The sequence below is a fragment of the Pseudomonas halotolerans genome (genome assembly GCF_039581215.1).
Lineage (GTDB): Bacteria > Pseudomonadota > Gammaproteobacteria > Pseudomonadales > Pseudomonadaceae > Aquipseudomonas > Aquipseudomonas tehranensis.
On the sequence record NZ_JBCNTJ010000002.1, the window covers coordinates 153,372 to 174,594 of the forward strand.

At 61.5% G+C, this 21,223-nt stretch carries 14 protein-coding genes and 3 pseudogenes; 8 read left to right on the forward strand and 9 right to left on the reverse strand.

Annotated features, from left to right (window positions below):
- Positions 1 to 282 precede the first annotated feature (282 nt).
- Entirely contained in the window at positions 283 to 966 is a 684-nt protein-coding gene (locus AAIS01_RS03135) for a response regulator (RefSeq protein WP_343467764.1), read from the reverse strand.
- Between the two features lie 3 nt (positions 967 to 969).
- A complete protein-coding gene (locus tag AAIS01_RS03140; protein WP_343467765.1) occupies positions 970 to 2,367 on the reverse strand; it encodes an ATP-binding protein in 1,398 nt (465 codons plus the stop codon).
- A 112-nt stretch (positions 2,368 to 2,479) separates the two neighbouring features.
- Between AAIS01_RS03140 and AAIS01_RS03145 the strand changes: the two genes are divergently transcribed.
- Genes AAIS01_RS03145 through AAIS01_RS03155 form a run of 3 tightly spaced genes read left to right on the forward strand, consistent with a single transcriptional unit; the run spans position 2,480 to position 8,216 of the window.
- Entirely contained in the window at positions 2,480 to 3,673 is a 1,194-nt protein-coding gene (locus AAIS01_RS03145; protein ID WP_343467766.1) for an efflux RND transporter periplasmic adaptor subunit, read from the forward strand.
- Positions 3,674 to 3,675: 2 nt separating this feature from the next.
- Entirely contained in the window at positions 3,676 to 6,822 is a 3,147-nt protein-coding gene (locus AAIS01_RS03150; protein WP_343467767.1) for an efflux RND transporter permease subunit, read from the forward strand.
- Positions 6,819 to 8,216, forward strand: a complete 1,398-nt coding sequence (locus AAIS01_RS03155; protein WP_343467768.1) for an efflux transporter outer membrane subunit — start codon at positions 6,819 to 6,821, stop codon at positions 8,214 to 8,216. Before AAIS01_RS03150 ends, AAIS01_RS03155 begins: the two co-directional genes overlap by 4 nt.
- Before the next feature lie 52 nt (positions 8,217 to 8,268).
- On the opposite strand, the gene AAIS01_RS03160 is transcribed toward AAIS01_RS03155, so the two are convergent.
- Together AAIS01_RS03160 and AAIS01_RS03165 are read right to left on the reverse strand one after the other, a co-directional pair.
- The gene (locus AAIS01_RS03160; protein WP_343467769.1) at positions 8,269 to 8,940 is read right to left on the reverse strand and encodes a class I SAM-dependent methyltransferase; all 672 of its coding nucleotides are present in this window, start codon (positions 8,938 to 8,940) and stop codon (positions 8,269 to 8,271) included.
- A gap of 166 nt (positions 8,941 to 9,106) precedes the next feature.
- Positions 9,107 to 9,247: pseudogene (locus AAIS01_RS03165) on the reverse strand (helix-turn-helix domain-containing protein); the annotation flags it as partial.
- A 1-nt stretch (position 9,248) separates the two neighbouring features.
- Between AAIS01_RS03165 and AAIS01_RS03170 the strand changes: the two are divergent.
- Positions 9,249 to 9,413, forward strand: a pseudogene (locus AAIS01_RS03170) (glycine betaine ABC transporter substrate-binding protein); the annotation flags it as partial.
- Between the two features lie 127 nt (positions 9,414 to 9,540).
- Here the strand turns inward: AAIS01_RS03170 and AAIS01_RS25620 are convergent.
- Together AAIS01_RS25620 and AAIS01_RS25625 are read right to left on the reverse strand one after the other, a co-directional pair.
- A complete protein-coding gene (locus tag AAIS01_RS25620) occupies positions 9,541 to 10,395 on the reverse strand; it encodes a methyl-accepting chemotaxis protein (protein ID WP_371264120.1) in 855 nt (284 codons plus the stop codon).
- A gap of 6 nt (positions 10,396 to 10,401) precedes the next feature.
- Positions 10,402 to 11,643: pseudogene (locus tag AAIS01_RS25625) on the reverse strand (HAMP domain-containing protein); the annotation flags it as partial.
- A gap of 125 nt (positions 11,644 to 11,768) precedes the next feature.
- On the opposite strand from AAIS01_RS25625, the gene AAIS01_RS03180 reads away from it, so the two are divergent.
- Positions 11,769 to 12,809: a GlxA family transcriptional regulator gene (locus AAIS01_RS03180; RefSeq protein WP_343467771.1), complete on the forward strand. Its 1,041-nt coding sequence runs from the start codon at positions 11,769 to 11,771 to the stop codon at positions 12,807 to 12,809.
- A gap of 82 nt (positions 12,810 to 12,891) precedes the next feature.
- Here the strand turns inward: AAIS01_RS03180 and AAIS01_RS03185 are convergent, their stop codons facing one another.
- Both AAIS01_RS03185 and AAIS01_RS03190 read right to left on the reverse strand, forming a co-directional pair.
- The gene (locus AAIS01_RS03185; RefSeq protein WP_343467772.1) at positions 12,892 to 13,353 is read right to left on the reverse strand and encodes a hypothetical protein; all 462 of its coding nucleotides are present in this window, start codon (positions 13,351 to 13,353) and stop codon (positions 12,892 to 12,894) included.
- A gap of 269 nt (positions 13,354 to 13,622) precedes the next feature.
- Positions 13,623 to 14,345: a pirin family protein gene (locus AAIS01_RS03190; protein ID WP_343467773.1), complete on the reverse strand. Its 723-nt coding sequence runs from the start codon at positions 14,343 to 14,345 to the stop codon at positions 13,623 to 13,625.
- A 211-nt stretch (positions 14,346 to 14,556) separates the two neighbouring features.
- Between AAIS01_RS03190 and AAIS01_RS03195 the strand changes: the two genes are divergently transcribed.
- Both AAIS01_RS03195 and AAIS01_RS03200 read left to right on the forward strand, forming a co-directional pair.
- Positions 14,557 to 15,507, forward strand: a complete 951-nt coding sequence (locus tag AAIS01_RS03195) for a GlxA family transcriptional regulator (protein WP_092399232.1) — start codon at positions 14,557 to 14,559, stop codon at positions 15,505 to 15,507.
- Positions 15,508 to 15,690: 183 nt separating this feature from the next.
- Positions 15,691 to 17,163 (forward strand): ATP-binding protein, encoded by a 1,473-nt coding sequence (locus AAIS01_RS03200; RefSeq protein ID WP_343467774.1) that lies wholly within the window; start codon positions 15,691 to 15,693, stop codon positions 17,161 to 17,163.
- On the opposite strand, the gene AAIS01_RS03205 is transcribed toward AAIS01_RS03200, so the two are convergent.
- A complete protein-coding gene (locus AAIS01_RS03205; RefSeq protein WP_343467775.1) occupies positions 17,110 to 19,920 on the reverse strand; it encodes an ATP-binding protein in 2,811 nt (936 codons plus the stop codon). The genes AAIS01_RS03200 and AAIS01_RS03205 overlap by 54 nt on opposite strands.
- Before the next feature lie 380 nt (positions 19,921 to 20,300).
- On the opposite strand from AAIS01_RS03205, the gene AAIS01_RS03210 reads away from it, so the two are divergent.
- A complete protein-coding gene (locus tag AAIS01_RS03210) occupies positions 20,301 to 21,122 on the forward strand; it encodes an alpha/beta fold hydrolase (protein WP_343467776.1) in 822 nt (273 codons plus the stop codon).
- Positions 21,123 to 21,223 lie beyond the last annotated feature (101 nt).

Here is a 21,223-nt window from a genome sequence, read left to right on the forward strand (position 1 = left end):
GTCCGCCGTTCAATCCTGAAACCCAGTCACTGGGGTCTTACACGGGATATCGGCAGCTGTTTTGTGTTGTTGAGGTTTATTGATGAGCGGCGTGTTTCGCGGGGCGGATCGGGTCGGCGGTTATGGGGCGTCCAGCATCTATGGCGCGCAACCGCCATCGCGAGCAGGCTCGCTCCCACAGTTTTTGTGTCGTGGCCAGATGCTGTGAACACCCGTACCCCCTGTGGGAGCGAGCCTGCTCGCGATGACGTCGGTACAGCCAACATCCCTGCAAACTGACCCTCAGGGGTCGGCAAGCTGAAACCGATAACCCACTCCATACAACGATTCGATCGGCTGTTCACCTGGGCATGCCTGTTCGAGTTTGCGTCGCAGATTACGGATGTGGCTGTCGACGGTGCGATCGGTGACCACCCGATGATCGGAGTAGATCCTGTCCAGCAACTGATCACGGGAAAATACCCGCCCCGGAGCGCGGGCGAGGGTGCTGAGCAGACGTAGCTCCAGGGGCGTCAGGTCCAGCGCATTGCCGTCGAGGGACGCCAGGTACTGTTCTTCGTCAATCAGCAGGCGCGGCGGCGCAGCGGTTAGAAGTTGCGGGCTGCGCCGCAGGATGGCCTTGACCCTGGCCACCACTTCGCGGGGGCTGAAGGGTTTGCAGATGTAGTCATCGGCCCCCAGGTCCAGCCCGAGCAAACGGTCCACCTCCTCGACGCGGGCGGTGATCATGATGATCGGCACGGCACTGAAACTGCGCAGTTCCTTGCACACTTGCAAACCGTCGCGCCCTGGCAGCATCAGATCAAGCAGGATCAGTCGTGGCTCGTTGGCACGTACCACCTGCACCACCTCAAGGCCATTGTCCAGGCACTGGGTCGCATAGCCGGCGGCGATCAGGTAGTCGCGCATCAACGCGGCCAGTTTGGGTTCGTCTTCGACGATGAGGATCGGGCTGTCGCTGACCATGGTTCAGGCGTTCCGTGGCAGACGCAGGGTCAGCCAAAGACCGCCCAGGGGCGAGTGTTCGGCACTGAGGCTGCCGCCGTGGGCCAGGGCGATGCTGTGACAGATGGCCAGCCCCAGGCCGGCGCCACCACTGGCGCGATTGCGTGAAGTTTCGCCGCGGTAGAACCGCTCGAACAGCCGTGGCAACTGATCGACGTCGACCCCCGGGCCGGAATCCAGGAAGTCGACGCGCACGGCATCGCCATCGTCGGCAGCTCGAATGCGCAGCACACCGCCTTCATCGGTGTATCTCACGGCATTTTCCAGCAGGTTGCCGAACAACTGCTGCAGACGCTTGGGGTCGGCCTCCAAACGCAACGGCGTGGTCGGCAGCTCCAACTCCAGGCGCAAAAGTCGGGCATTACAGCGTTCCTGGAACATGGCCGTGCAACCGTCCAGTAGCTCGTTGAGATCGCATTCGCTCTTGCGGTATGTCAACGCGCCCACATCGGCCAGGGACAGTTCATACAAATCATCCACCAGTTTGCTAAGCATGCCGACTTCACCTTGCAGCGATTTCATCGAAGACTGATCAAGTGTGCGCACGCCGTCCTCGATGGCTTCCAGTTCCCCGCGCAGTACCGACAGGGGGGTTCGCAGCTCATGGGAGACGTCGGCCATGAACTCCCGACGCATTTTTTCATTGCGCTCCAGGGTATACGCCAACTGATTGAAGTCCCGGGCCAACTGACCGACTTCGTCATTGGAAGACACCGAGACTCGGTTGCTGTATTCACCGGCGGCCACGCGCTTGACCGGTTCAAGCAGGGTGCGGGCGATCCACCAGGCGATCAGCATCGCCAACAGCAAAGAGAACACCCCCACGGCCAGACTGGTGCGTATCAGGTACTGACGGAAGCGTTCGCCCCCGGCTTCGGTCACGTTCTGAAATGGCGTCACCGCCAGCCAACCAACGGTTTTGCCAGCGACCGTGACCGGGCGCATCAAGGCGTCGTCGGCAATTGCCGAGTAGCCCATGACCCATTGCTTTTGCACGTCCAGCAGGGCGATGCGAAACACTGCACCGGTCAGGTCAGACATGGGCATGGGGGGCCGTTGCGGGTCGCTGTCGTTTTCCCCGGGTTCGGGGCGCAGCAGTTCGAACCAGCGATCCGGCTGGTTGCGCAAAAATTCCCAATCGCCCTCGCGCTCGTAGGCGTTGGCCAGACGCGGCAGCACTGGCGACATACGCAACAGGGCCTGCTCGTTGAGGTAGTCGAGAAAACCCTTGCCGAAGCTCCAGCCGTTGGCCACCCCCATGCTCAGGATGACGAACAGTACGCTGGCCAGTACTGCGATAAACAGTTTGGTGGAGATGCTCAGTTTCATGGGCTCGGGCAGGTCGGTGAAGGGCCTGTCCATTTAGGCCCTGGTGCGAAGAAGATTCAAGGGCGGCGGGCAATCTTCAATTTTCCTGCACATTTGCCTCGCAGTATGGCGCCTGGCTTGAACCAACCGTCTTGCAGAGGCATTTATGTCGACCAAATTATTCGCCAAATCCCTGGTGACCAGCCTCGTGCTGGTGTTCCTGATCGTTCTGTTCCTGTTAGGCGGTTGCTCCGGCGAATCGGCACCGGTAGTCGAACCGCCCAAGGTGTCGGTGCTGACTGTGCAGCCGAAAAGCCAGGCGCTGACCACGGAACTGGCCGGCCGCACCCAGGCGTTCATGGTCGCCGAGATCCGTCCGCAGGTGGGCGGTATCGTCCAGCGGCGACTGTTTGTCGAAGGGGCCGAGGTCAAGGCCGGACAAGCGCTGTACCAACTGGATGCTTCCTCTTACAAGGCCGCATTGGCGGAGGCACAGGCCAATCTCGCCAAGGCCCGTGCCACCTTGAAGTCAGCCCAGGCCACGGCCAAGCGTAACGCTCAGTTGGCGAAGATCGACGCCATCAGCCAGCAAGACAACGAGGACGCTCAGGCCAGCCTGCTGACCGCCGAAGCCGAGCGGCAAGTGGCCCAGGCCGGGGTGGAGACGGCGCGCATCAACCTGGCGTACACCCGCATCAGTTCTCCCGTCAGCGGGCGCATCGAAACCTCGACGGTTACGCCGGGCGCGTTGGTGGTTGCCAATCAGGAGAGCGCATTGACCACGGTGCAGCAACTGGACCCGATCTACGTTGACGTCACCCAATCGACCACCGAGCTGCTGCGCCTCAAGCGCGACCTGGCCAGCGGTGTGCTGCAAAGCAATGGCGAAGGCGAGGCGCGAATCAGCCTCAAGCTCGATGACGGCAGCACCTATGCCCATGAAGGTCGCTTGAAGTTCAGCGGCGTGAGTGTGAACGAAGGCACTGGGACAGTGACGTTACGGGCGCAAATTGCTAATCCGGACCGGCTGTTGCTGCCGGGCATGTACGTGCGTGCGGTGCTGGAGCAGGCTCGCGACGATCAGGCGATTTTGATTCCGCAACAGGCAGTAACCCGCAGCGCCAGTGGGGTGACCACGGTCTTGCTGGTGGTCAATGGCAAGGTCGAGCAGCGCGTCTTGACCATCGACCGCGCCGTGGGCAACCAGTGGTGGGTCAAGACCGGCCTGAATGCCGGTGACCAGTTGATTGTCGAGGGCGGGCAGAAAGTCCGGGTCGGTGAAGCCGTCGTGGCGCAGAACCCTGGCACGCGCAGTCGCACGCTGAAATCGGCACCCGTCGCCATTGCGCAGGAGGGCTGAGCATGGCGCGTTTTTTCATCGGCCGGCCGATTTTTGCCTGGGTCATTGCCATCGTCATCATGCTCGCCGGCGCTTTGTCCATCAGTCAGTTGCCCCTTGAGCAGTACCCGGACATCGCACCACCGACAGTGCGTATCTCCGCCACCTACACCGGCGCCTCGGCCAAGACCGTGGAAGACTCGGTGACCCAGGTCATCGAGCAGCAGATGAAAGGCCTGGATAACCTGACCTACATGTCGGCCTCCAGCAGCTCGGACGGCAGCACCAGCATCAGCCTGACGTTTACCGCCGGCACGAACCCGGACGTGGCGCAGATGCAAGTGCAGAACAAACTGCAACAGGCCGAGTCGAGGCTGCCGCAGTCGGTGCAAAGCGAAGGTCTGACCGTGACCAAAGGCGGCTCGGATTTCCTGATGATTGTCGCTCTGGCCTCCGACGACCCGAGCGTGACCGGCACCCAGATAGGCGATTACATTTCCAGCACCTTGCTCGATTCCATCAGCCGTATTGACGGTGTCGGCGATGTGCAGACATTGGGCTCGGGTTATGCCATGCGCATCTGGCTGGATCCTGCCCTGTTGCAAAAATACGCGCTGATGCCGTCGGACATCAGCGCTGCCCTGGAGGCGCAGAACACTGAAGTCTCCGCCGGTCAGCTCGGCGCTTTGCCAGCGGTGAAGGGCCAGCAGTTGAATGCCACGATCAGCGCCCGCAGCAAGCTGCAAACCGTCGAGCAGTTTCGCAATGTCGTGGTCAAGTCCACCAGCGATGGTGCCGTGGTACTGCTCGGGGATGTAGCACGGGTTGAATTGGGCAGTGAAAGCTACGACGTGAATTCGGCCCTGAACGGTAAACCCGCTGCCGCCATGGGCGTACAACTGGCCGCTGGGGCCAATGCCCTGACCGTGGGGGAAGCGGTGAAGGCCAAGCTCAAGGAGCTGGAACCGTTCTACCCCGCGCCAATGCAACTCAAGAACGTGATTGCTTACGACACGACGCCCTTTGTCAGCCTGTCCATCGAAGAGGTGGTCAAGTCCTTGGGCGAGGCCATCGTCCTGGTGGTGCTGATCATGTTCCTCTTCTTGCAGAACCTGAGGGCCACACTGATCCCGGCGATCACCGTGCCGGTGGTGCTGCTGGGTACGTTCGGTGTGCTGGCGCTGTTCGGCTATTCAATCAACACCCTGACCATGTTCGCCATGGTCCTGGCCATCGGCCTGTTGGTGGACGATGCGATTGTGGTGGTAGAGAACGTCGAGCGGGTAATGGCGGAGCGCGGGCTGTCGGCCCTGGACGCCACGCGAGAGTCGATGGATGAAATCACCAGCGCCCTGGTCGGCATCACCCTGGTCCTCAGTGCGGTATTCATTCCCATGGCGTTTTTCGGCGGTTCCACCGGGATCATCTACCGGCAGTTTTCGGTCACCATTGTCTCGGCCATGGTGCTCTCGGTGCTGGTGGCGATGACCTTGACGCCGGCGTTGTGCGCGACGCTGCTCAAGCCGTCCGCTGGCCAGGGGCATGGTGCTCAAGGCGGATTCTTCGGCTGGTTCAACCGCACGTTCGAGCGCGCTGCCGAGGCCTATAAAGGCCGGGTGGGCGCTATTTTGCAGCGTGGCCGCGTCAGTTGGCTGGTGTATGGGCTGGTGGTGCTGGTGATGGCGGTCGGTTATCTGAGCTTGCCCACGTCATTCCTGCCTGATGAAGACCAGGGCATTCTCATGGCTCAGGTGCAATTGCCGGTGGGCGCCACGGACAGCCGCACCCAGGCGGTGGTCAAGCAATTCGAAAGCTACCTGCTCGAACAACCGGAAGTCGAAGCGCTGATCAGCATTTCCGGCCTGGGCATGAACGGCAACAGCCAGAACAGCGCCCGCGCGTTTATCCGGCTCAAGGACTGGAGCGAGCGCACTGGGGCAGGGCAGGATGCCGCGTCCATCGCCCAGCGCGCGACCATGGCGCTGTCGAGCATTGGTGATGCCAATGTGTTCGTCATGCAACCGCCCGCCGTGCGAGGCCTGGGACAGACGTCCGGCTTCGACCTGCAACTCAAGGACCTCGGTGGCCTGGGGCATGACGCTCTGGTCGCCGCGCGGGAGCAATTCATAGAGCTGGCGAACAAAGACGCGCGTTTGCTGGGCGTGCGCAGCAACGGCCTGGACGACACCCCGCAGCTCAAGGTCAGCATCGATGATCGCAAGGCCGGGGCCTTGAGCCTGAGCACCAGTGACATCAACACCACCTTGTCCACGGCGTTGGGGGGCACCTACGTCAATGACTTCCTCAATCAGGGCCGGGTGAAGAAGGTCTACGTCCAGGGCGAGGCTGCATCGCGGATGCAGGCGGCCGACCTGGAACATTGGTTCGTGCGCAACAGCAACGACGAGATGGTGCCTTTTTCCTCATTCGCCAACAGTTCGTGGAGCTACGGCTCACCGTTGTTGGAGCGCTACAACGGCAACGCTTCGCTGGAAGTGGTTGGCGACCCGGCGCCAGGGGTCAGTACCGGGGATGCGATGGATGCGGTGGAAGCGATCGTCAAACAGTTGCCCGAAGGCATCGGTTACGAGTGGACCGGGCAGTCCTATCAGTTGCGCCTGTCCGGTTCGCAGGCACCCCTGCTATACGCGATATCGGTGCTGTTCGTATTTCTCTGCCTCGCTGCGCTCTATGAGAGTTGGTCGGTGCCTTTCTCAGTGATGCTGGTGGTGCCGTTGGGGGTGGTGGGCGCGGTGCTGGCCACCCGCGTCAGTGGCTTGAGCAACGACGTGTACTTCCAGGTAGGGCTATTGACCACCGTGGGGTTGGCGGCCAAGAACGCGATTCTGATTGTCGAGTTCGCCAAGCACCTGCAAGAGCAGGGCAACAGCTTGCGAGAGGCGACACTGATCGCCGTGCGCCAACGCCTGCGGCCGATTCTCATGACGTCCCTGGCCTTCATGTTCGGCGTATTGCCCCTGGCCCTGAGCAGCGGTGCAGGTTCCGCCGGGCGCCAGGCAATCGGTACCGGCGTGCTGGGCGGCATGTTCACCGCCACGGTGCTGGGGATCTTCTTCGTCCCCTTGTTCTTCGTGCAGATTCGCCGACGTTTTTCCCGCGTGTCCACGGTTTCGAGTTCGGTTCCAACCACCCAGGCAGGTGACGCATGATCAAGTTCCGCTGGCCATTGCTGGCCTTACTCACACTGCTCGGTAACTGCATCAATCTGGCACCGCAGTACGAACGCCCCGAGGCACCGGTCTCCGAGCTATGGTTGCCCACCGTCGGTACGCCCAAGGGGGAGGTGGCCGCCGAGATCCAATGGCAACACTTTTTCACCGACAGCCGTCTGGCGCGCTTGCAAGCGCTGGCCCTGACCAACAACCGCGACCTGCGCCTGGCCGCCTTGAATGTCGAAAAGGCCCAGGCCCAATACCGTATCCAGCGCGCCGAGTCTTTGCCGTCGATCAATGCCAGCGTCAGTGGCACCCACAGTCGTACGCCTGGCTCGTTGTCCAACAGCGGCTCGGCGACCACCAGCCATGACTACAGCGCGCAACTGGGGCTGAGCAGCTATGAGCTGGACGTATTCGGACGCATGCAAAACCTTCAGGACGAGGCTCTGGAAGACTATCTGGCCCTGACCGAAACCCGGCGCAGCACGCAGATCAGCCTGGTGGCCGAAGTGGCCACGGCCTGGTTGACCCTGGCGGCGGACAACGAGCGTTTGCAATTGGCCCAAGAGACCTTGCGCAGCCAGCAGGCGACCTATGAGTTGACCCGTCGCAGCCACGCACTGGGCGGCTCCTCCGGTTTGTCCGTGGCCCAGGCGCAAACCACCGTGGAGTCAGCCCGGGCTGACGCGGCGGCGTATGAAAGCCAGATCCTCCAGGATCGCAATGCCCTGCGCCTGCTGGTGGGCAGTGATGTTCCCGAGGAACTGCTGCCCGGTGCGAACCTGGAGTCGGCGGCGGCGCTGGTGCAAGTGCCGGCCGAGCTGCCGTCCAGCCTGTTGCAACGGCGCCCGGATGTATTGGCCGCCGAACACACCCTCAAGTCGGCCAATATCGACATCGGCGCGGCCCGCGCGGCGTTCTTTCCAAGCATCAGTCTGACGGCCAGTGCCGGTTCCTCAAGCTCGGCGTTGTCCGGCCTGTTCAAGTCCGGCAGTGGCGCCTGGTCGTTTGCTCCGAGCGTCAGCCTGCCGATCTTCGATGGCGGCAGTAATCGCGCGACACTGGACGCGGCCAAGGTCGAGCGCGAAATACAGGTACAGACTTATCAGCAAACAGTGCAAAGCGCCTTCAAGGAAGTGGCCGATGCGTTGGCAGAACGCAGCACGCTGGATCGCCGTCTCGCCGCGCAGCAAGCGTTGACTGATGCCAGTCGCACGAGCTTCGAGCTTTCCGACGCCTTATACCGAGGTGGCTCGCAAAGCTACCTCGAAGCCCTGGACGCCCAGCGCTCACTGTACAGCGCCCAGCAAGACCTGATCACCCTGCGCCTGGCCGAACAGAGCAATCGCGTGACGTTGTACAAGGTGATGGGGGGTGGCTGGAACTGAGCCGACGTTCAGAGGCATTAAGCGCCCCTGAAGAGCATGTTCGCCGTGGCGTTCAACCTTGCGGCTCGGCCACCATTAGCAACGACTGCGGCGCCGAGCCTTGTGGGTGCTGCGGCTCCTGCAGACCGGCCAGTCGATAGCCGGCCATATCCAGTGCTTTGAGCCAACTGGACAAGGTGCGAAAGTACCAGGGCATGGGCTGCCATTGCCCCTGGAAGCCGGCGAAGGTTTCTTCTCGCCAACCGTCCTGATAGTTGCCCGCTGCTGCGGCCCACGGATGCAGTGTCTGGATCACTAGCGTGCCGCCGGGGGCGAGCAGGGCGTTCATGGCGGTGAGCAGCGGGACGATGTCCTGGTGCAGCAGGGCGAAGTTGGCGCAGATCAGGTCGTAATTGCGGCCGATGTCCACCGTGGCCTGCGCCAGCGCCTCGTAGCTTGCCAGATGCACCGGCGAAGAGCCTGCGGCCCGCGCGGCCTCGACCAGTGTTGCACCGCCGTCCACGCCGACCGCTTCGATGCCCCGTTCGGCCAAGGCCCGTAACAACCAGCCCTCGCCGCAACCCAGATCGAGCACACGCTTGGGTTGACGGCTCAGTACCGCCAACAGGACGGCTTGGTCGGTGACGTTGATGCGGCTCTCGAGGGTGCCGGTGCGGATCGCTTCGATCCAGGATTGGGCGTTGTGCTGCCAGCTCTGGATGAGGCTGGATTCGGAGGCGGACATGTCGATCTCCTGCGTTGTCCAGCCGAACCTGGGTTGATATTAGGTCAGGATGTCGGGAACGGCCTGTTACCCTATTTTGCTCTGGACCAACGGTCAACTTTGGTGCCCTGGTTGGCAGCGGTTTCATTCTCCTTTCTTTTGGAGGCTTTTGAGCGCAGAAGCTTACTCAGGCCGCCGTCGATTTCATCCGGCTGTCGCTCGCGGTTTCCCGGAACAGTCGAGGCGACATGCCGAACGTCGACTTGAAGTGCCGGCTGAAGTGGGAACTGCTGCCATAGCCCCAAGCGTAGGCGATCTCTGTGAGCGAGTTCGCTCACTCCAATATTCCTCAAGCTGACCTTGAGCGATTGATGGCAGCGGCGCGGGACAGTTCGGCAGATAAGGTGGTCGCCGAGTACTACGCTGCCAACAAACCGCGCTTTGAGGCTATGTTTGGCGGGCAAACCGCATCGGTGACAACGGGGCAGCAATGACTCGGTGACACCGCAAGTGTGGGAGCGAGCGTGCTCGCGATAGCGTCAGCACATTCAACATCAATGCAAGCTGACCCATCGCGAGCACGTCGCTCCCACATTTGGGGGGCTGTCTCAGGCTCTACAACTAGAACTTGAACCGTCCTACCAACCCTTTGAGCTGCCCGGATATATCCGTCAAGCGGCCCGAGCCCGTTTGTGCCGAGTGGGCATATTCTTCTACCAGTTGTGCATCGGTATGGATTTGCGAGATATGCCGGTTGATGTCTTCGGCCACCTGGTGCTGTTCCTCGGCCGCCGTGGCGATCTGGGTGTTCTGGTCGCGAATCGAGTCCACCGAGATACGGATCTTGTCGAAGCTGTCGCGGGCCTGCTGAATGCGTTCAACGCTGGTTTTGGAGCCCTGCAGACTGCCCTGCATCTGCAGGGTGACTTCCTGGGTCCGGCGCGCGAGGTTGCCCAGCAGGCTGTCGATCTCGCCGGTGGAGTCGGCGGTACGCCGGGCCAGGGCGCGCACCTCGTCCGCGACCACGGCAAATCCGCGACCCTGATCGCCGGCACGCGCCGCTTCGATGGCCGCGTTGAGGGCCAGCAGGTTGGTCTGTTCGGCAATGGAGCGAATGGTGTCGAGGATGGTGTTGATGTTCTTGCTGTCCTGCTCCAGCGCCTGCATGGTCTGGGTCGACTTTTGCAGGTCCTCGCTCAGTTTCAGCACGCTGCCCGTGGCTTCGCCGATGTGCTGTTGACCATCGTGCACGTCGCGATAGCCCGCGTCCGCGCTGGAGGCGGCCTGGCTGCAGGAGCGGGCGACCTCGTTGGCGGTGGCGACCATTTCGTTGAACGCGGTACTCACCAGTTCAACGGCCTGACGTTGACGTCCGGCAGCTTCGTTCATGTTTTGCGCCACTTCGCTGGTATCGGCGGCGGCGCTTTGCAGGTCGGAGGAGGCGCTGCCGATGCGCTGCACCAGTTGGGCGATCATGCCTAGGAACTGGTTGAACCAACTGGCCAGGGTGGCGGTTTCGTCCTTGCCTTGCACCGAGAGCTTGCGGGTGAGGTCGCCTTCACCTTCGGCGATTTCCTGCAGGCCATTGGCAACACCGCGGATCGGTCGCACGATCACGCTGGCGAAACTGGCGCCGACGATGGCGAACACCACTGCCAGCGCGGCGGCGATGATGGCGATCAACCAGGTCAGGCTCGAGGCTTGGGCCATGACTTCGTCGCGTTTGATCAGGCCGATGAAACGCCAGCCCAGGCCTTTGGAGCTGACGACGTTGGCCATGTAGGGCACGCCCTCGATCTCGATCTGCGTCACGCCATCAGCGCTTTTGGCCAGTGCGGCATAGTTGGGGCCAAGCTCTGCCATGGGCTTGAAGTTGTGCTTGGCGTCGCTGGGGTCGACCAGCACGTTGCCATTGGCTTCGACCAGCATCAGGTAACCGCTGTCGCCCAGCTTGATGTTCTTGACCAGTTCGGTCAGTTGCTTGAGTGACACGTCCAGGCCCACCACACCCACCAGCTTGCCGGCGGCGTCGGAGACCGTGTGGACGATGCCGATCAGCGATACATCGTCCGGGGCCCAGTAATAGGCGTCTGTACGCACTGTGGTGCCCGGTGACGCGATGGCGGCCTTGTACCAGGGACGAACGCGGGGGTCGTAGTTGGAAATTTTGGGATCGTCAGGCCAACTGGCGTAACCACCGTCGGCCAGCCCCAGAGAAAGATAGGCGGTGGTCGGATGGCTTTGGGCGAATCGGTCGAATATGTCCAGCAGCTGCTTGTTGTTCTCAGGCAGCGGAATTTGTGCGGCATCGGCACCGGAATAATTTTTCAGATCCTTGGCCGCGACAATCCGCGGATCCTTGGCGAAGAACTCGACGTTCTGGCTGATGCCATCGAAGAACTGCTTCATGCCGTTGTCGATCTGACGGATTTCACGGCCGCTGCTGTCCAGGAAGTTGCTTTGTGCGGCGTTGCGCAGGTTCAGCACGACAAGCACCGCCACCAGGATAACCGGCAGGCAGGCGATGGCCGCGAACGCCCAGGTCAGCTTCTGTTTGATATTCATGACTTCTCCCGCGGATTTATAGGTGTTGAAACGGCGGAAACAGGAAACAGTAGCGGTGCGCGTTGCGAGTTTCTGGAACGGGGGAAGCGCCCATGCATACCTACACGATATCGACCAACGTCGAATGGACTTGAGGCCGCTGGCTATCAGGGAGGTCATCGGCCTGGGATCTCGCGAGTCGATTGCAGCCGGCGTGGTTAATCTGGAAGATGTGCCAATTGCGCTGCCGCTTAAAGCGCGAGCGTGATGCAAGCCCTGATGCCTTCATGTATTGACGAGGCCCTATGCCAAGCGCATTCGAGAGCGTACTTAAAAACAAAAACATGGCTTACCGACCGCTCGGATCCCCTGGTGCTGACCAAGGTCCGGTTCGTGTCGCGTTCGTATTGATGGACAATTTCTCGATGATGTCCTTTACCGGCGCGGTGGATGCGCTGGTGACGGCCAACCTGATGAGCGACAGGCCGCTGTATGAGGTGCTGACGGTTGGGGCATCGGGGAGTCAGGTGACCAGTGACCTGGGGATCGTCATCTCTGCCGATATCGAGTTGGCGCAGTTGCCGGAGAATCAGGACGTCCTGATCGTCGCCGGTGGCTTTCGCGTGAAATTGCAGGGCGTGCCGCTGCTGCGACGCAAGTTGCGCGCCAACGCCACGTCCGGGGCAATCCTGGGCGGGTTGTGGAATGGCGTTTTTTTTATCGCCGATGCCAATTTGCTCGATGGTTTCGAGTGCGCGGTTCACCCGGAAAGTCGCGCCATGATGGCGGAGGTTTTTCCCCATGTGAAAGTTTCCAGCCGCGCCTATGTCGTTGACCGACAGCGGGTCAGCTGCGCAGGTGCCAACAGCTCGCTGCGTATGATGCTTCAGTTGATCCGCCAGACGGGAGGCGAGGCGCTGGTGGGGGCGATCGAAGAGATCCTGCGCTGTGATGAATCGGGCGACGCGTCGGATCTGCCGCCGGTCTTCGTCGAAACCGATCCGACACTGCCAGAAAGTCTCAAGCTGGCATTGGAGCTGATGTGGCAAAACATCGAGGAGCCGTTGACCATCGATGAGCTGGCGGCCTGCGTGAAGATTTCCAAGCGGCAGTTGGAGCGACGCTTCTGCAGTTTCCTCGGCGCAACCCCGACGCGTTATTACCTGGAACTGCGCCTGACCCGCGCGCGCCAACTTATCCAGCAGACCAATCGATCCGTCACCGAAATCGCCGTGGCGACCGGCTTTGTCAGCTCGCCGCACTTTCAGCGTCGTTTTCGGGATTTTTTCGGCGTTCCGCCTGGCAGTTATCGCTCGTCTTTCGAGCGAAAACAGGCGTTGCGCTGAGGTCGCGCAGTTCACACGGGCCCGCGCTAACGTAGGGCGTTCGCGCAGGTTGCAGGGAGCACGGCAGACCGATGACGTGGAATCAGGTTTTATCGTCTGGCAGTTCTTCGGCAGGCAGCTTGTCAGTTTGCGAGGCAGCCTGCGAGGCAGTCATGGTTGTGCCCTTACACAGCACTTTGCCAACCTCATCGGCTATCGAGCCTTCAACGATACGACCTTCCATCTGGTCGAACTGAGCTTTTTCCAGGCTATCGAGGCTGTTGTACATCCCCATGTGGCGAACATTGCGGGAGTCGCAATCGATGTCCAACTTTGTATAGTTGGTGAAGTAAGTGCCCGATCTTTGCAATGTGGCCTGGATGGATGAACCGGTTTCTATGAACGAGACGATGGTGTATTCAGCATCTGAATCATCGTATTGGTAGGCAATGGTCTGGACGTCCGCAGTGGCACCGCACGCAATGGATAGTGCAACGATGGAAATAACCGTTCTCATACTTTCTTCCATGAAATAAGCAGAAGCCAAGGGGATGTTAATGGCCAAGTGAGATCATTTTGCTTGGCTTGTAACATTCAGTCAATATCACAGAGTGATGGCATCGCCCACCATTGGTCTGAAAAAGCAATGGGCCGGGAACTTCTCCAGGCTTTTTTCCCGCAAACGCTAAGAGCGCATGGAAGAAAGGCCGGCGAACCTTGGATCCCATGCGCGCGCTTAGAACAGCAAAGCTGAATTGCGGCAGATTGCCCGAGTTTTTTTAGACGCTTTTCGCGCCGATCTCTCAAGCGTTATAGCCGCGACAATACAATCGGTCAGGGCATTTGCGGCAGTTCCTGTGGGCGCAGGTCAAACACCAGGACCTCGGCATCCTGACCGTTGCTTAATGTCAGCACCTGTTCCTCGCGCACCCGCACGCCATCCCCTTCCTGTAAGGGCACCCCATTGAGCTCGACGCTGCCACGGGCCACATGCACGTAGGCATAACGATCAGGTGCCAATGTCAGGGTGGCGTTTTCCTTGCCGTCGAACAGCCCGGCATAGACCCGCGCGTCCTGGCGCACCTGGAGCGAGCCGTTGGCGCCGTCAGGGGAAATGATCAATTGCAAGCGACCCCGTTTCTGTTCGGCGCTGAAGTGCTCCTGTTGATAGCGCGGTGTGGCGCCACTGACGTTGGGCACGATCCAGATTTGCAGGAAGTGCACCAACTCCTCGGCGCTGTGGTTGAACTCGCTATGGGCCACGCCGCTGCCGGCGCTCATCAGTTGGACATCACCGGGGCGAATGACTGAGCCGGTACCCAAGGTGTCCTTATGCTCCAGAGCGCCTTCAAGTACATAGGAAAAAATCTCCATGTCCCGATGCGGATGCTGGCCGAAACCCTTGGCCGCTGCGACCCGGTCGTCGTTGATGACCAGCAGGTCGGAGAAGCCTTGCTCATTGACGTTGCGGTAGCTGGCAAAGGAAAAGGTATGGAACGAGGTCAGCCAGCCGTGGCGGGCGATGCCGCGGTCTGAAGCTTTGCGAAGGGTCAGCATGGTAGCTCTCCTGATGGGTATGGGCGGCGGCGGTGGGCGTTCGCCAGGTTCAGAAGAAGGTTAATGGTTATTGAGTGGTTCAATAAGCAGGTAAAAAACGAAAGACTGTCCGTTATGAGTGGACAATAGAGGCTGCTACCAGCAGGCGTCTGGCTTCGACATAATGTGGGTTTGTGGCGCTAAGGCCTTTGAATATTTTGGCGTATTTTCGATGAAAACCGTTGCAATGGTGTTGTTTCCGGATTTTTTATTGCTCGACATGGCCGGGCCTCTTGAAGTGTTTTCCATCGCCAATCGTTACCTTGAACCCGATCTTCGTTATCAATTGCTGACCCTGGGAACCGAACGCGGTGCGTTGCGAGCGTCCAACGGCGTGGCGGTCCAGGCCGATATCCACATCGACCAGGCCTGGGCGGCCTACGACGTGTTGCTGGTGCCGGGTGGGCCGGGCGCCTATAACGACCAGCATCCGGGATTGCACACCTGGTTGCGCGCGGCAGCGCCGCGGGCCACGCGCTACGGGTCCATTTGCACCGGCGTATTTGTGCTAGGAGAGGCGGGGCTGCTTGACGGCTATCGCGTCACCACCCATTGGCACTACACCGAACGCCTGATCCAGCGTTTCCCCAAGGCACGGGTGGAGACCGACAAAATTTTCCTGCAGGATCGACGCTTGATCACCTCCGGCGGTGTGACCGCCGGCATCGATCTGGCGCTGTCCATCGTCGCTCAGGACCATGGTCGCAAAGTCGCGCTGGATGTGGCCAAAGTGTTGCTGGTGGTGATGAAACGCCAGGGCGGGCAGGCGCAGTTCAGCCCGCTGGTGGCGGCGGTGGCGGCTCAAGAGTCTGCCATTACCCGGGTGCAGCATCATGTGATGGAGCACCTGGAGGAGCCTTTTACCATCGAACGCATGGCCGCGATCGCCGCCATGAGTTCGCGCCATTTCGCCAGGATGTTCGTTCGCGAAGTGAAGATGACGCCCATGGAGTTCCTGCAAGGCGCGCGCATCGACCGGGCCCGCCAGTTACTGGAATCCACGGATTTGCCCCTCAAGACCGTGGCGTTTCGCAGCGGCTTCGGCAGCGTGCGGCACATGCGTCTGCTGTTCAGTGAGAAGCTCGGCTTGACCCCGGTGCAGTATCGACAGCAGTTCAGTTGAGCCGTCGATGTCCGTCCAGGGCACCGCAATGTCCGTGATGCGCCCTGTGCCAGCATTGTCCTCTGAACGGTGGCTGCCAAGATAACGGCGAACCCTCTGGAAAGGATGCGCAGGAGCCAGGGCAGACGCGTTCGGCTCGCCGCAGTGTCATGCCCGCGATGGTTATCCGGCGCTGGATTGCCCATGAACAGTTTCGTCAAACCCGACACCGAGCCAGCGGTGTGCTTCGGCCCGTTTATCTTTAACCGACAGCAGCGACTGGTCACTCGTGGCGGCGAGTCCCTGGCATTGGGTGGCCGCGCCGTGGACATTCTTCAAGTATTGCTGGAGAACGCCGGCCACTTCGTCAGCAAGCAAGCACTTATCGCCCGCGTCTGGCCTGACAGCGTGGTGGAAGACATCAACCTGCGGGTGCACATCGCGGCGCTGCGGCGGGCTTTTGGTGACTCGGCGGACGGTTTTCGCTACATCCTCAATCATCCCCGGCAAGGCTATTGCTTTGCCGCGCCCGTGGCAGCCTGCGTCGAGCAGCCGGTCGAGCGGCACAACCTGCCTGCGCGCCTGAGCCCGGTGATCGGTCGCGACAAAGTGCTGGGGCGGTTGCTCAGAGAAATACCCCGTCAGCGCCTGACCACCGTGACCGGCCCGGGTGGGGTCGGTAAGTCCACCGTGGTGTTGCGGGTGGCCGAACTGTTGCTGGAACACTTTGACGACGGTGCCTGGTTTGTGGACTTGTCCGCCCTCAGCGAGCCGTCGCAGGTGGCGGCACAGATAACCCGCACCCTGGGTCTGGGACACGGAACCTTGAGCCAGCAACTGAAATCGCGGCGGATGTTGCTGGTGCTCGATGGCGGCGATCATCTGCTCGACGCCTGCCGGGATCTGGCCCAGAGGGTGGGCGCATCGGCCCCGCAGGTCTGGCTGTTGTTCAGCAGTCGCGAGCCCCTGAATCTGCCCGATGAGAGTGTCGTACAACTGCCGGGGCTGACAGTGGCCTCGTCCTGTGAGCCGGCCCACCAGATATTGGCGTGTCCGGCGGTGCAGTTGTTGATCGATCAGGTCGTGGCCCGGCAGCAGGCTTTCAAACCCAATGACCGCGAGCTGGTGGCGATGGCCCAGATCTGCCAACGCCTGGACGGGTTGCCGCTGGCGCTGGAACTGGCGGCGGCCCAGGTGGGTGTGTTGGGCGTGGCGGGGGTCTTGGAACAGTTGGATTGTGGGCTGTCACGCTTGAACCAGGGGCGCCGTACGGCTGTGGCGCGCCATCGAAGCCTGGAGGCCATGCTGGACTGGAGCTTCGAGCGCTTGAGTGACGATGAGCAAGCCGTGTTCCAGCGCCTGGCCGTGTTCGATGGGCCGTTTACGCTCAAGGCGGCGCTGGCCGTCATCAGTTGTGCCGAGTTGGAGGCCGGGCAATTGCCTGGTCTGCTGTCACGGCTGGCGAACCAATCGCTGGTCATGGTCGAGCAGTGCGTGGACGGGGCTCGGTTCCACTTGCTTCACACCACTCGCGCCTATGCCCTGGAAAAATTGCGGCGCAGTGGTCAGTGGGCTGTTTTCAACCGGCGCCACGCACTGCAAGAAGCTTGGGAGGTCCGTCGTTCAAGGCCCCAGCCGTCGGGCCAGTTTTTGCAGGAGCGCGCCAGCTTGCTGTAGGTCGGGGGTGTCGAAGCCTTCGCTGAAACGTCGATAGACCGGCCTGAGCAGATCCTGGGCGGCATGGTCCATACCCCGGCGTTGCCACAGCCGGGCCAGGGACATGGCGCTGCGCAATTCCCAGGCCAAGGCATTTTGCCGCCGGGCCACCGCCAGGGCGCTCAGCAGTTGCTCTTCGGCGCAGCGCTCAAGGGCGGGGTCGTTCTGCGCCAGCAAGGCTTCGGCCTCGGCCCGCAGGATCTCCGCCGTACACCAGCCTGCCGCACCGTTGCGGGCGCGCTCGACCTGTGCCTGGCTGACGCAATCGATGCGCAGGGTGACGACGATGTCCTGGATCAGTCCGGCGTTGGTCGAACTTGCTTCCTGGGTTTCGTCATCGAAAGCGCGGGCATAGTGGCTGGCCCAGTCATGGAACAGCATGACCGAATGTTTTTTCGCCTGGTGCTTCAACAGTTCGAGCCTTTCCCGGGCGCGTGAATGATCGCCGTTGTAGTGCGCTATCACACAACCGCTCAGCGCCAAGGTGTAGCAGATCGAGATGCCGTGGTTGATCTGCAAGGCAATCTGCAGCGCAAGGTCGGCGGTGCGCCGGGCTTTCTCGGCAAAGCCTTGCAGCCAGAGAATGCGCGCCAGAACGGTCAGTGCCGCCACGCTTTGATCGTATTGCACGCCGAAGCCGTGGGAGAAACGGCTGAGGTGGCCGCTCTGGGCCAGGCGCTGGATCACTTGCTCGGCATCACGCCGGGCGGCCGTCTGGTCACCCGTGAAATGTTGCGCCAGGACTCGCAGGCGTTGGGTACTCAAGGACAGAGTCGGGTCGCCATGCACGCCCAATCGGTCGAAATCCAGGCTTTGTTCCTGCGCCTGCTGGTAGTTGCCGCCGCTGAGGTTAACGGTCATGAGCCCGGACACGGCGCGCAGCTCGCCGGCCAGGTCCTGGCATTGTTGCGCCAGACGCCGGGCCGTGATGAAGGCGTCGACAGTGGCCGGCGTACCGCCTTGGGTATGGTAATTGAAACTGGCATGGGCCAGTTCCAGGGCGAGGGTCAACCGCGGGCAAGGCGCCGGACTTTGGCGCAATAACGCCCGCGCCTTGCTCACGTACAGCCCGTGCTCCCTAAGCAGCGACAACTCCTGCCAGAGGGGCAGGGTGCGGGCGGTCAGGCGGATCGCCACTGTGTGCGAGCCCTGCGGGCTCAACCCCCGGTCGAGCGCGGCGCGGATGTCGTCACGGTAGGTGGCGTAGCGGGCGATCCACTGCCGCGCGGGGGTCGTTTCCCAGTCTTTTTCGGCCTGCTCCATGAGCGTCAGGCAGCGTTCAGCATGACGCTGGTGGCTGGCAGCCAGCTCCCCGGCTTCAGCCAGTTTTTCCAGGGCATAGCTGCGAGTGGTATCCAGCAGGCGATAACGCACCTCTTCATCGCCGACCTCGACGTTGAGCAACGATTTGGCGACCAATTGGCTGATCGACATCAGCACCTGGTCCGGCGCGATATATTGCCCCACGATCACCGCCGCGGCCGACGCCAGGTTGAAGCTGCCCATGAACACCGCCAGCCGTCGCAGGCAGGTTTGCTCGCAGGCGGTGAGCAGCGCAAAACTCCAGTCCAGCGTGGCACGCAGGGTTTGCTGGCGCGGTGCGGCGGCATGGGTGTCGTTGTGGAGCAGGGCGACGCTGTCTTGCAGTTGCCGGTGAAGTTCCTCCAGTCCGAACACACCGATCTGTCCGGCGGCCAGTTCGATGGCCAGGGGAATTCCGTCCAGCCGCCGGCAGATGTCGACCACCAACGGTATGTCCTGGTCCGTCAGCTCGAAGCTGTCATGACTGGCCATTGCCCGTTCGGCGAACAGTTGCAGCGCCGGGAACTCCAGGGCCGGATAACCCTCGATGAGCATCTCCCAAGGTGGGAACGCCAGGGAATCCAGATGCTGCACATGTTCACCTTCGGCCCGCAGGCTTTCGCGGCTGGTGGCCAGGATATGCAAGTGGGGCGCCCCGCGCAGCAGGGTTTCACTGAGCTGGGCGATGGCATCGATCAGGTGCTCGCAATTATCGATCACCAGCAGCAGGTGTTGTTCCTTGAGTCGCCGGGTGATGGTGTCCAGCGGGTCGCCTTCATGCAGTGGCAGGTCCAGCAACGCACACAGGTTCGGGGCGATCATGCACGGGTCGTTGAGCGACGCCAGGTCCAACAGGTAGGCGCCATCGCGGTAGTGACCGATCAGCCGCTCAGCGACACGTAAGGCGACGGTGGTCTTACCGATCCCGCCGGTCCCCACCAGGGTGATGAAGCGTTTTCGCGGCAGCTGGGCCACCAGGTTTTCCACCAGACCCTGGCGTCCGATCAGCCGGGTGCGGCGTGGCGGCAGGTTGTGGGCCAGGGAAGGGTGAGGGATGCTCGCCAGTTGCTCCACCGGCTCCAGGGACACCGGTGCGACGAAACTGTAACCGCGCTGCGCCACAGTGATGATGTAGCGCTGCCCGTGCTGGCCGTCTCCCAGGGCCTTGCGCAGCGCCGCCACGTGCACCCGCAGGTTGGTGTCTTCCACCACGCTCTTGGGCCAGACACGGGCCATCAGTTCCTGCTTGCTCACCACGTGCCCGGCGTGTTCGAGCAACACCAGCAGAATCTCCACCGCCCGCCGCCCCAGGCGCAAAGGCTGCCCTGCCTCCAGCACCAGCCGCTGACGAGGATGGACGCGGTAAGGGCCGAAATGCACCGTCTGTTCGACAGGCAGGTTGAGGTACTGGCTCATGTTGCTCTCAATGTTCTGGTCCCGGTGCATCGACTTTTCCCGAGCATATTCCTCAGGTTTTGTTTCAAGCGCAACGGTGAAGAGCCTTCTCACTGGCAAACACACAGCCCTCTGGTTGCTTGAACCTTGTGGTGAGGGGATTTATCCCCGCTGGGTCGCGAAGCGGCCCCAGAAGCCCAATCCCCCATGAATCTGACACACCCAGGTGTCAGTCTCGGGACTGCTTTGCAGTCCAGCGGGGATAAATCCCCTCGCCACAAAAAGCAGTCTTCATCGCGGCTTAACACGCCGGTTCCAAAAAAATTAACAACGTTTAACTCACACCCATGCCCCCTCTGACCGGACCATTGAGCCATCCACTCATCTCAAGGAATCACGTCATGAGCACCTTCATCACCCGCGACGGCACCGAGATTTACTACAAGGATTGGGGCAGTGGTCAACCGGTGGTCTTCAGCCATGGCTGGCCGTTGAACTCGGACAGTTGGGAGGCGCAGATGATGTTCCTGGCGTCCAACGGTTACCGCGTGATCGCCCATGACCGCCGCGGGCACGGGCGCTCCAGCCAGCCTTGGGACGGCAACGACATGGACACCTACGCCGATGACCTGGCCGAGCTGATCGAGCGGCTGGACCTCAAGGATGCGGTGCTGCTGGGCTTCTCCACCGGCGGTGGCGAAGTCGCCCGCTACATGGGTCGTCATGGTGCCGCCCGCGTCGCCAAACTCGGGCTGATTTCGGCGGTGACCCCGTTAATGCTCAAGACCCCGGCCAACCCGGGTGGCTTGCCCGTACAGGTGTTCGACGGTTTCCGCCAGGCCTCCCTGGTTGACCGTTCTCAGCTATACAAAGAAGTGGCCAGTTCGTTCTTCGGTGCCAACCGGCCGGGCGCGAAGGTCTCCCAGGGCATGATCGACTGGTTCTGGATGCAGGGCATGCTCGCCGGGCACAAGAACACCTACGACTGCATCAAGGCGTTCTCGGAGACGGATCTGTCCGAAGACCTGCGCCATATCGATGTGCCGACCTTGGTGGTCCATGGCGATGATGATCAGGTGGTCCCGATCGAAACCGCGGGCATCGCCGCCGCCAAGTTGCTCAAGAACTCGCAGTTGCTGATCTACCCCGGCGCGCCGCATGGCCTGACCGATACCCACAAGGACCGCCTGAATGCGGACCTGCTGGCGTTCATCCAGGGTTGATCAAGTACTAACCTGTGGGAGCGGGCTTGCCCGCGAATGCGGTGGCACATTCGACATAAGTGTTCACTGACCCACCGCTTTCGCGAGCAAGCCCGCTTCCA

Excerpts from the sequence above, each read along its gene's own strand:
- AAIS01_RS03150 (WP_343467767.1), top strand. The coding sequence starts at position 3,676 with ATGGCGCGTTTTTTCATCGGCCGGCCGATTTTTGCCTGGGTCATTGCC.
- AAIS01_RS03195 (WP_092399232.1), top strand. The coding sequence starts at position 14,557 with ATGAAAACCGTTGCAATGGTGTTGTTTCCGGATTTTTTATTGCTCGAC.
- AAIS01_RS03155 (WP_343467768.1), top strand. The coding sequence starts at position 6,819 with ATGATCAAGTTCCGCTGGCCATTGCTGGCCTTACTCACACTGCTCGGT.
- AAIS01_RS03140 (WP_343467765.1), bottom strand. The coding sequence starts at position 2,367 with ATGGACAGGCCCTTCACCGACCTGCCCGAGCCCATGAAACTGAGCATC.
- AAIS01_RS03135 (WP_343467764.1), bottom strand. The coding sequence starts at position 966 with ATGGTCAGCGACAGCCCGATCCTCATCGTCGAAGACGAACCCAAACTG.
- AAIS01_RS03210 (WP_343467776.1), top strand. The coding sequence starts at position 20,301 with ATGAGCACCTTCATCACCCGCGACGGCACCGAGATTTACTACAAGGAT.
- AAIS01_RS25620 (WP_371264120.1), bottom strand. The coding sequence starts at position 10,395 with ATGATCGCCCAACTGGTGCAGCGCATCGGCAGCGCCTCCTCCGACCTG.
- AAIS01_RS03200 (WP_343467774.1), top strand. The coding sequence starts at position 15,691 with ATGAACAGTTTCGTCAAACCCGACACCGAGCCAGCGGTGTGCTTCGGC.
- AAIS01_RS03180 (WP_343467771.1), top strand. The coding sequence starts at position 11,769 with ATGCCAAGCGCATTCGAGAGCGTACTTAAAAACAAAAACATGGCTTAC.
- AAIS01_RS03145 (WP_343467766.1), top strand. The coding sequence starts at position 2,480 with ATGTCGACCAAATTATTCGCCAAATCCCTGGTGACCAGCCTCGTGCTG.
- AAIS01_RS03205 (WP_343467775.1), bottom strand. The coding sequence starts at position 19,920 with ATGAGCCAGTACCTCAACCTGCCTGTCGAACAGACGGTGCATTTCGGC.
- AAIS01_RS03160 (WP_343467769.1), bottom strand. The coding sequence starts at position 8,940 with ATGTCCGCCTCCGAATCCAGCCTCATCCAGAGCTGGCAGCACAACGCC.
- AAIS01_RS03190 (WP_343467773.1), bottom strand. The coding sequence starts at position 14,345 with ATGCTGACCCTTCGCAAAGCTTCAGACCGCGGCATCGCCCGCCACGGC.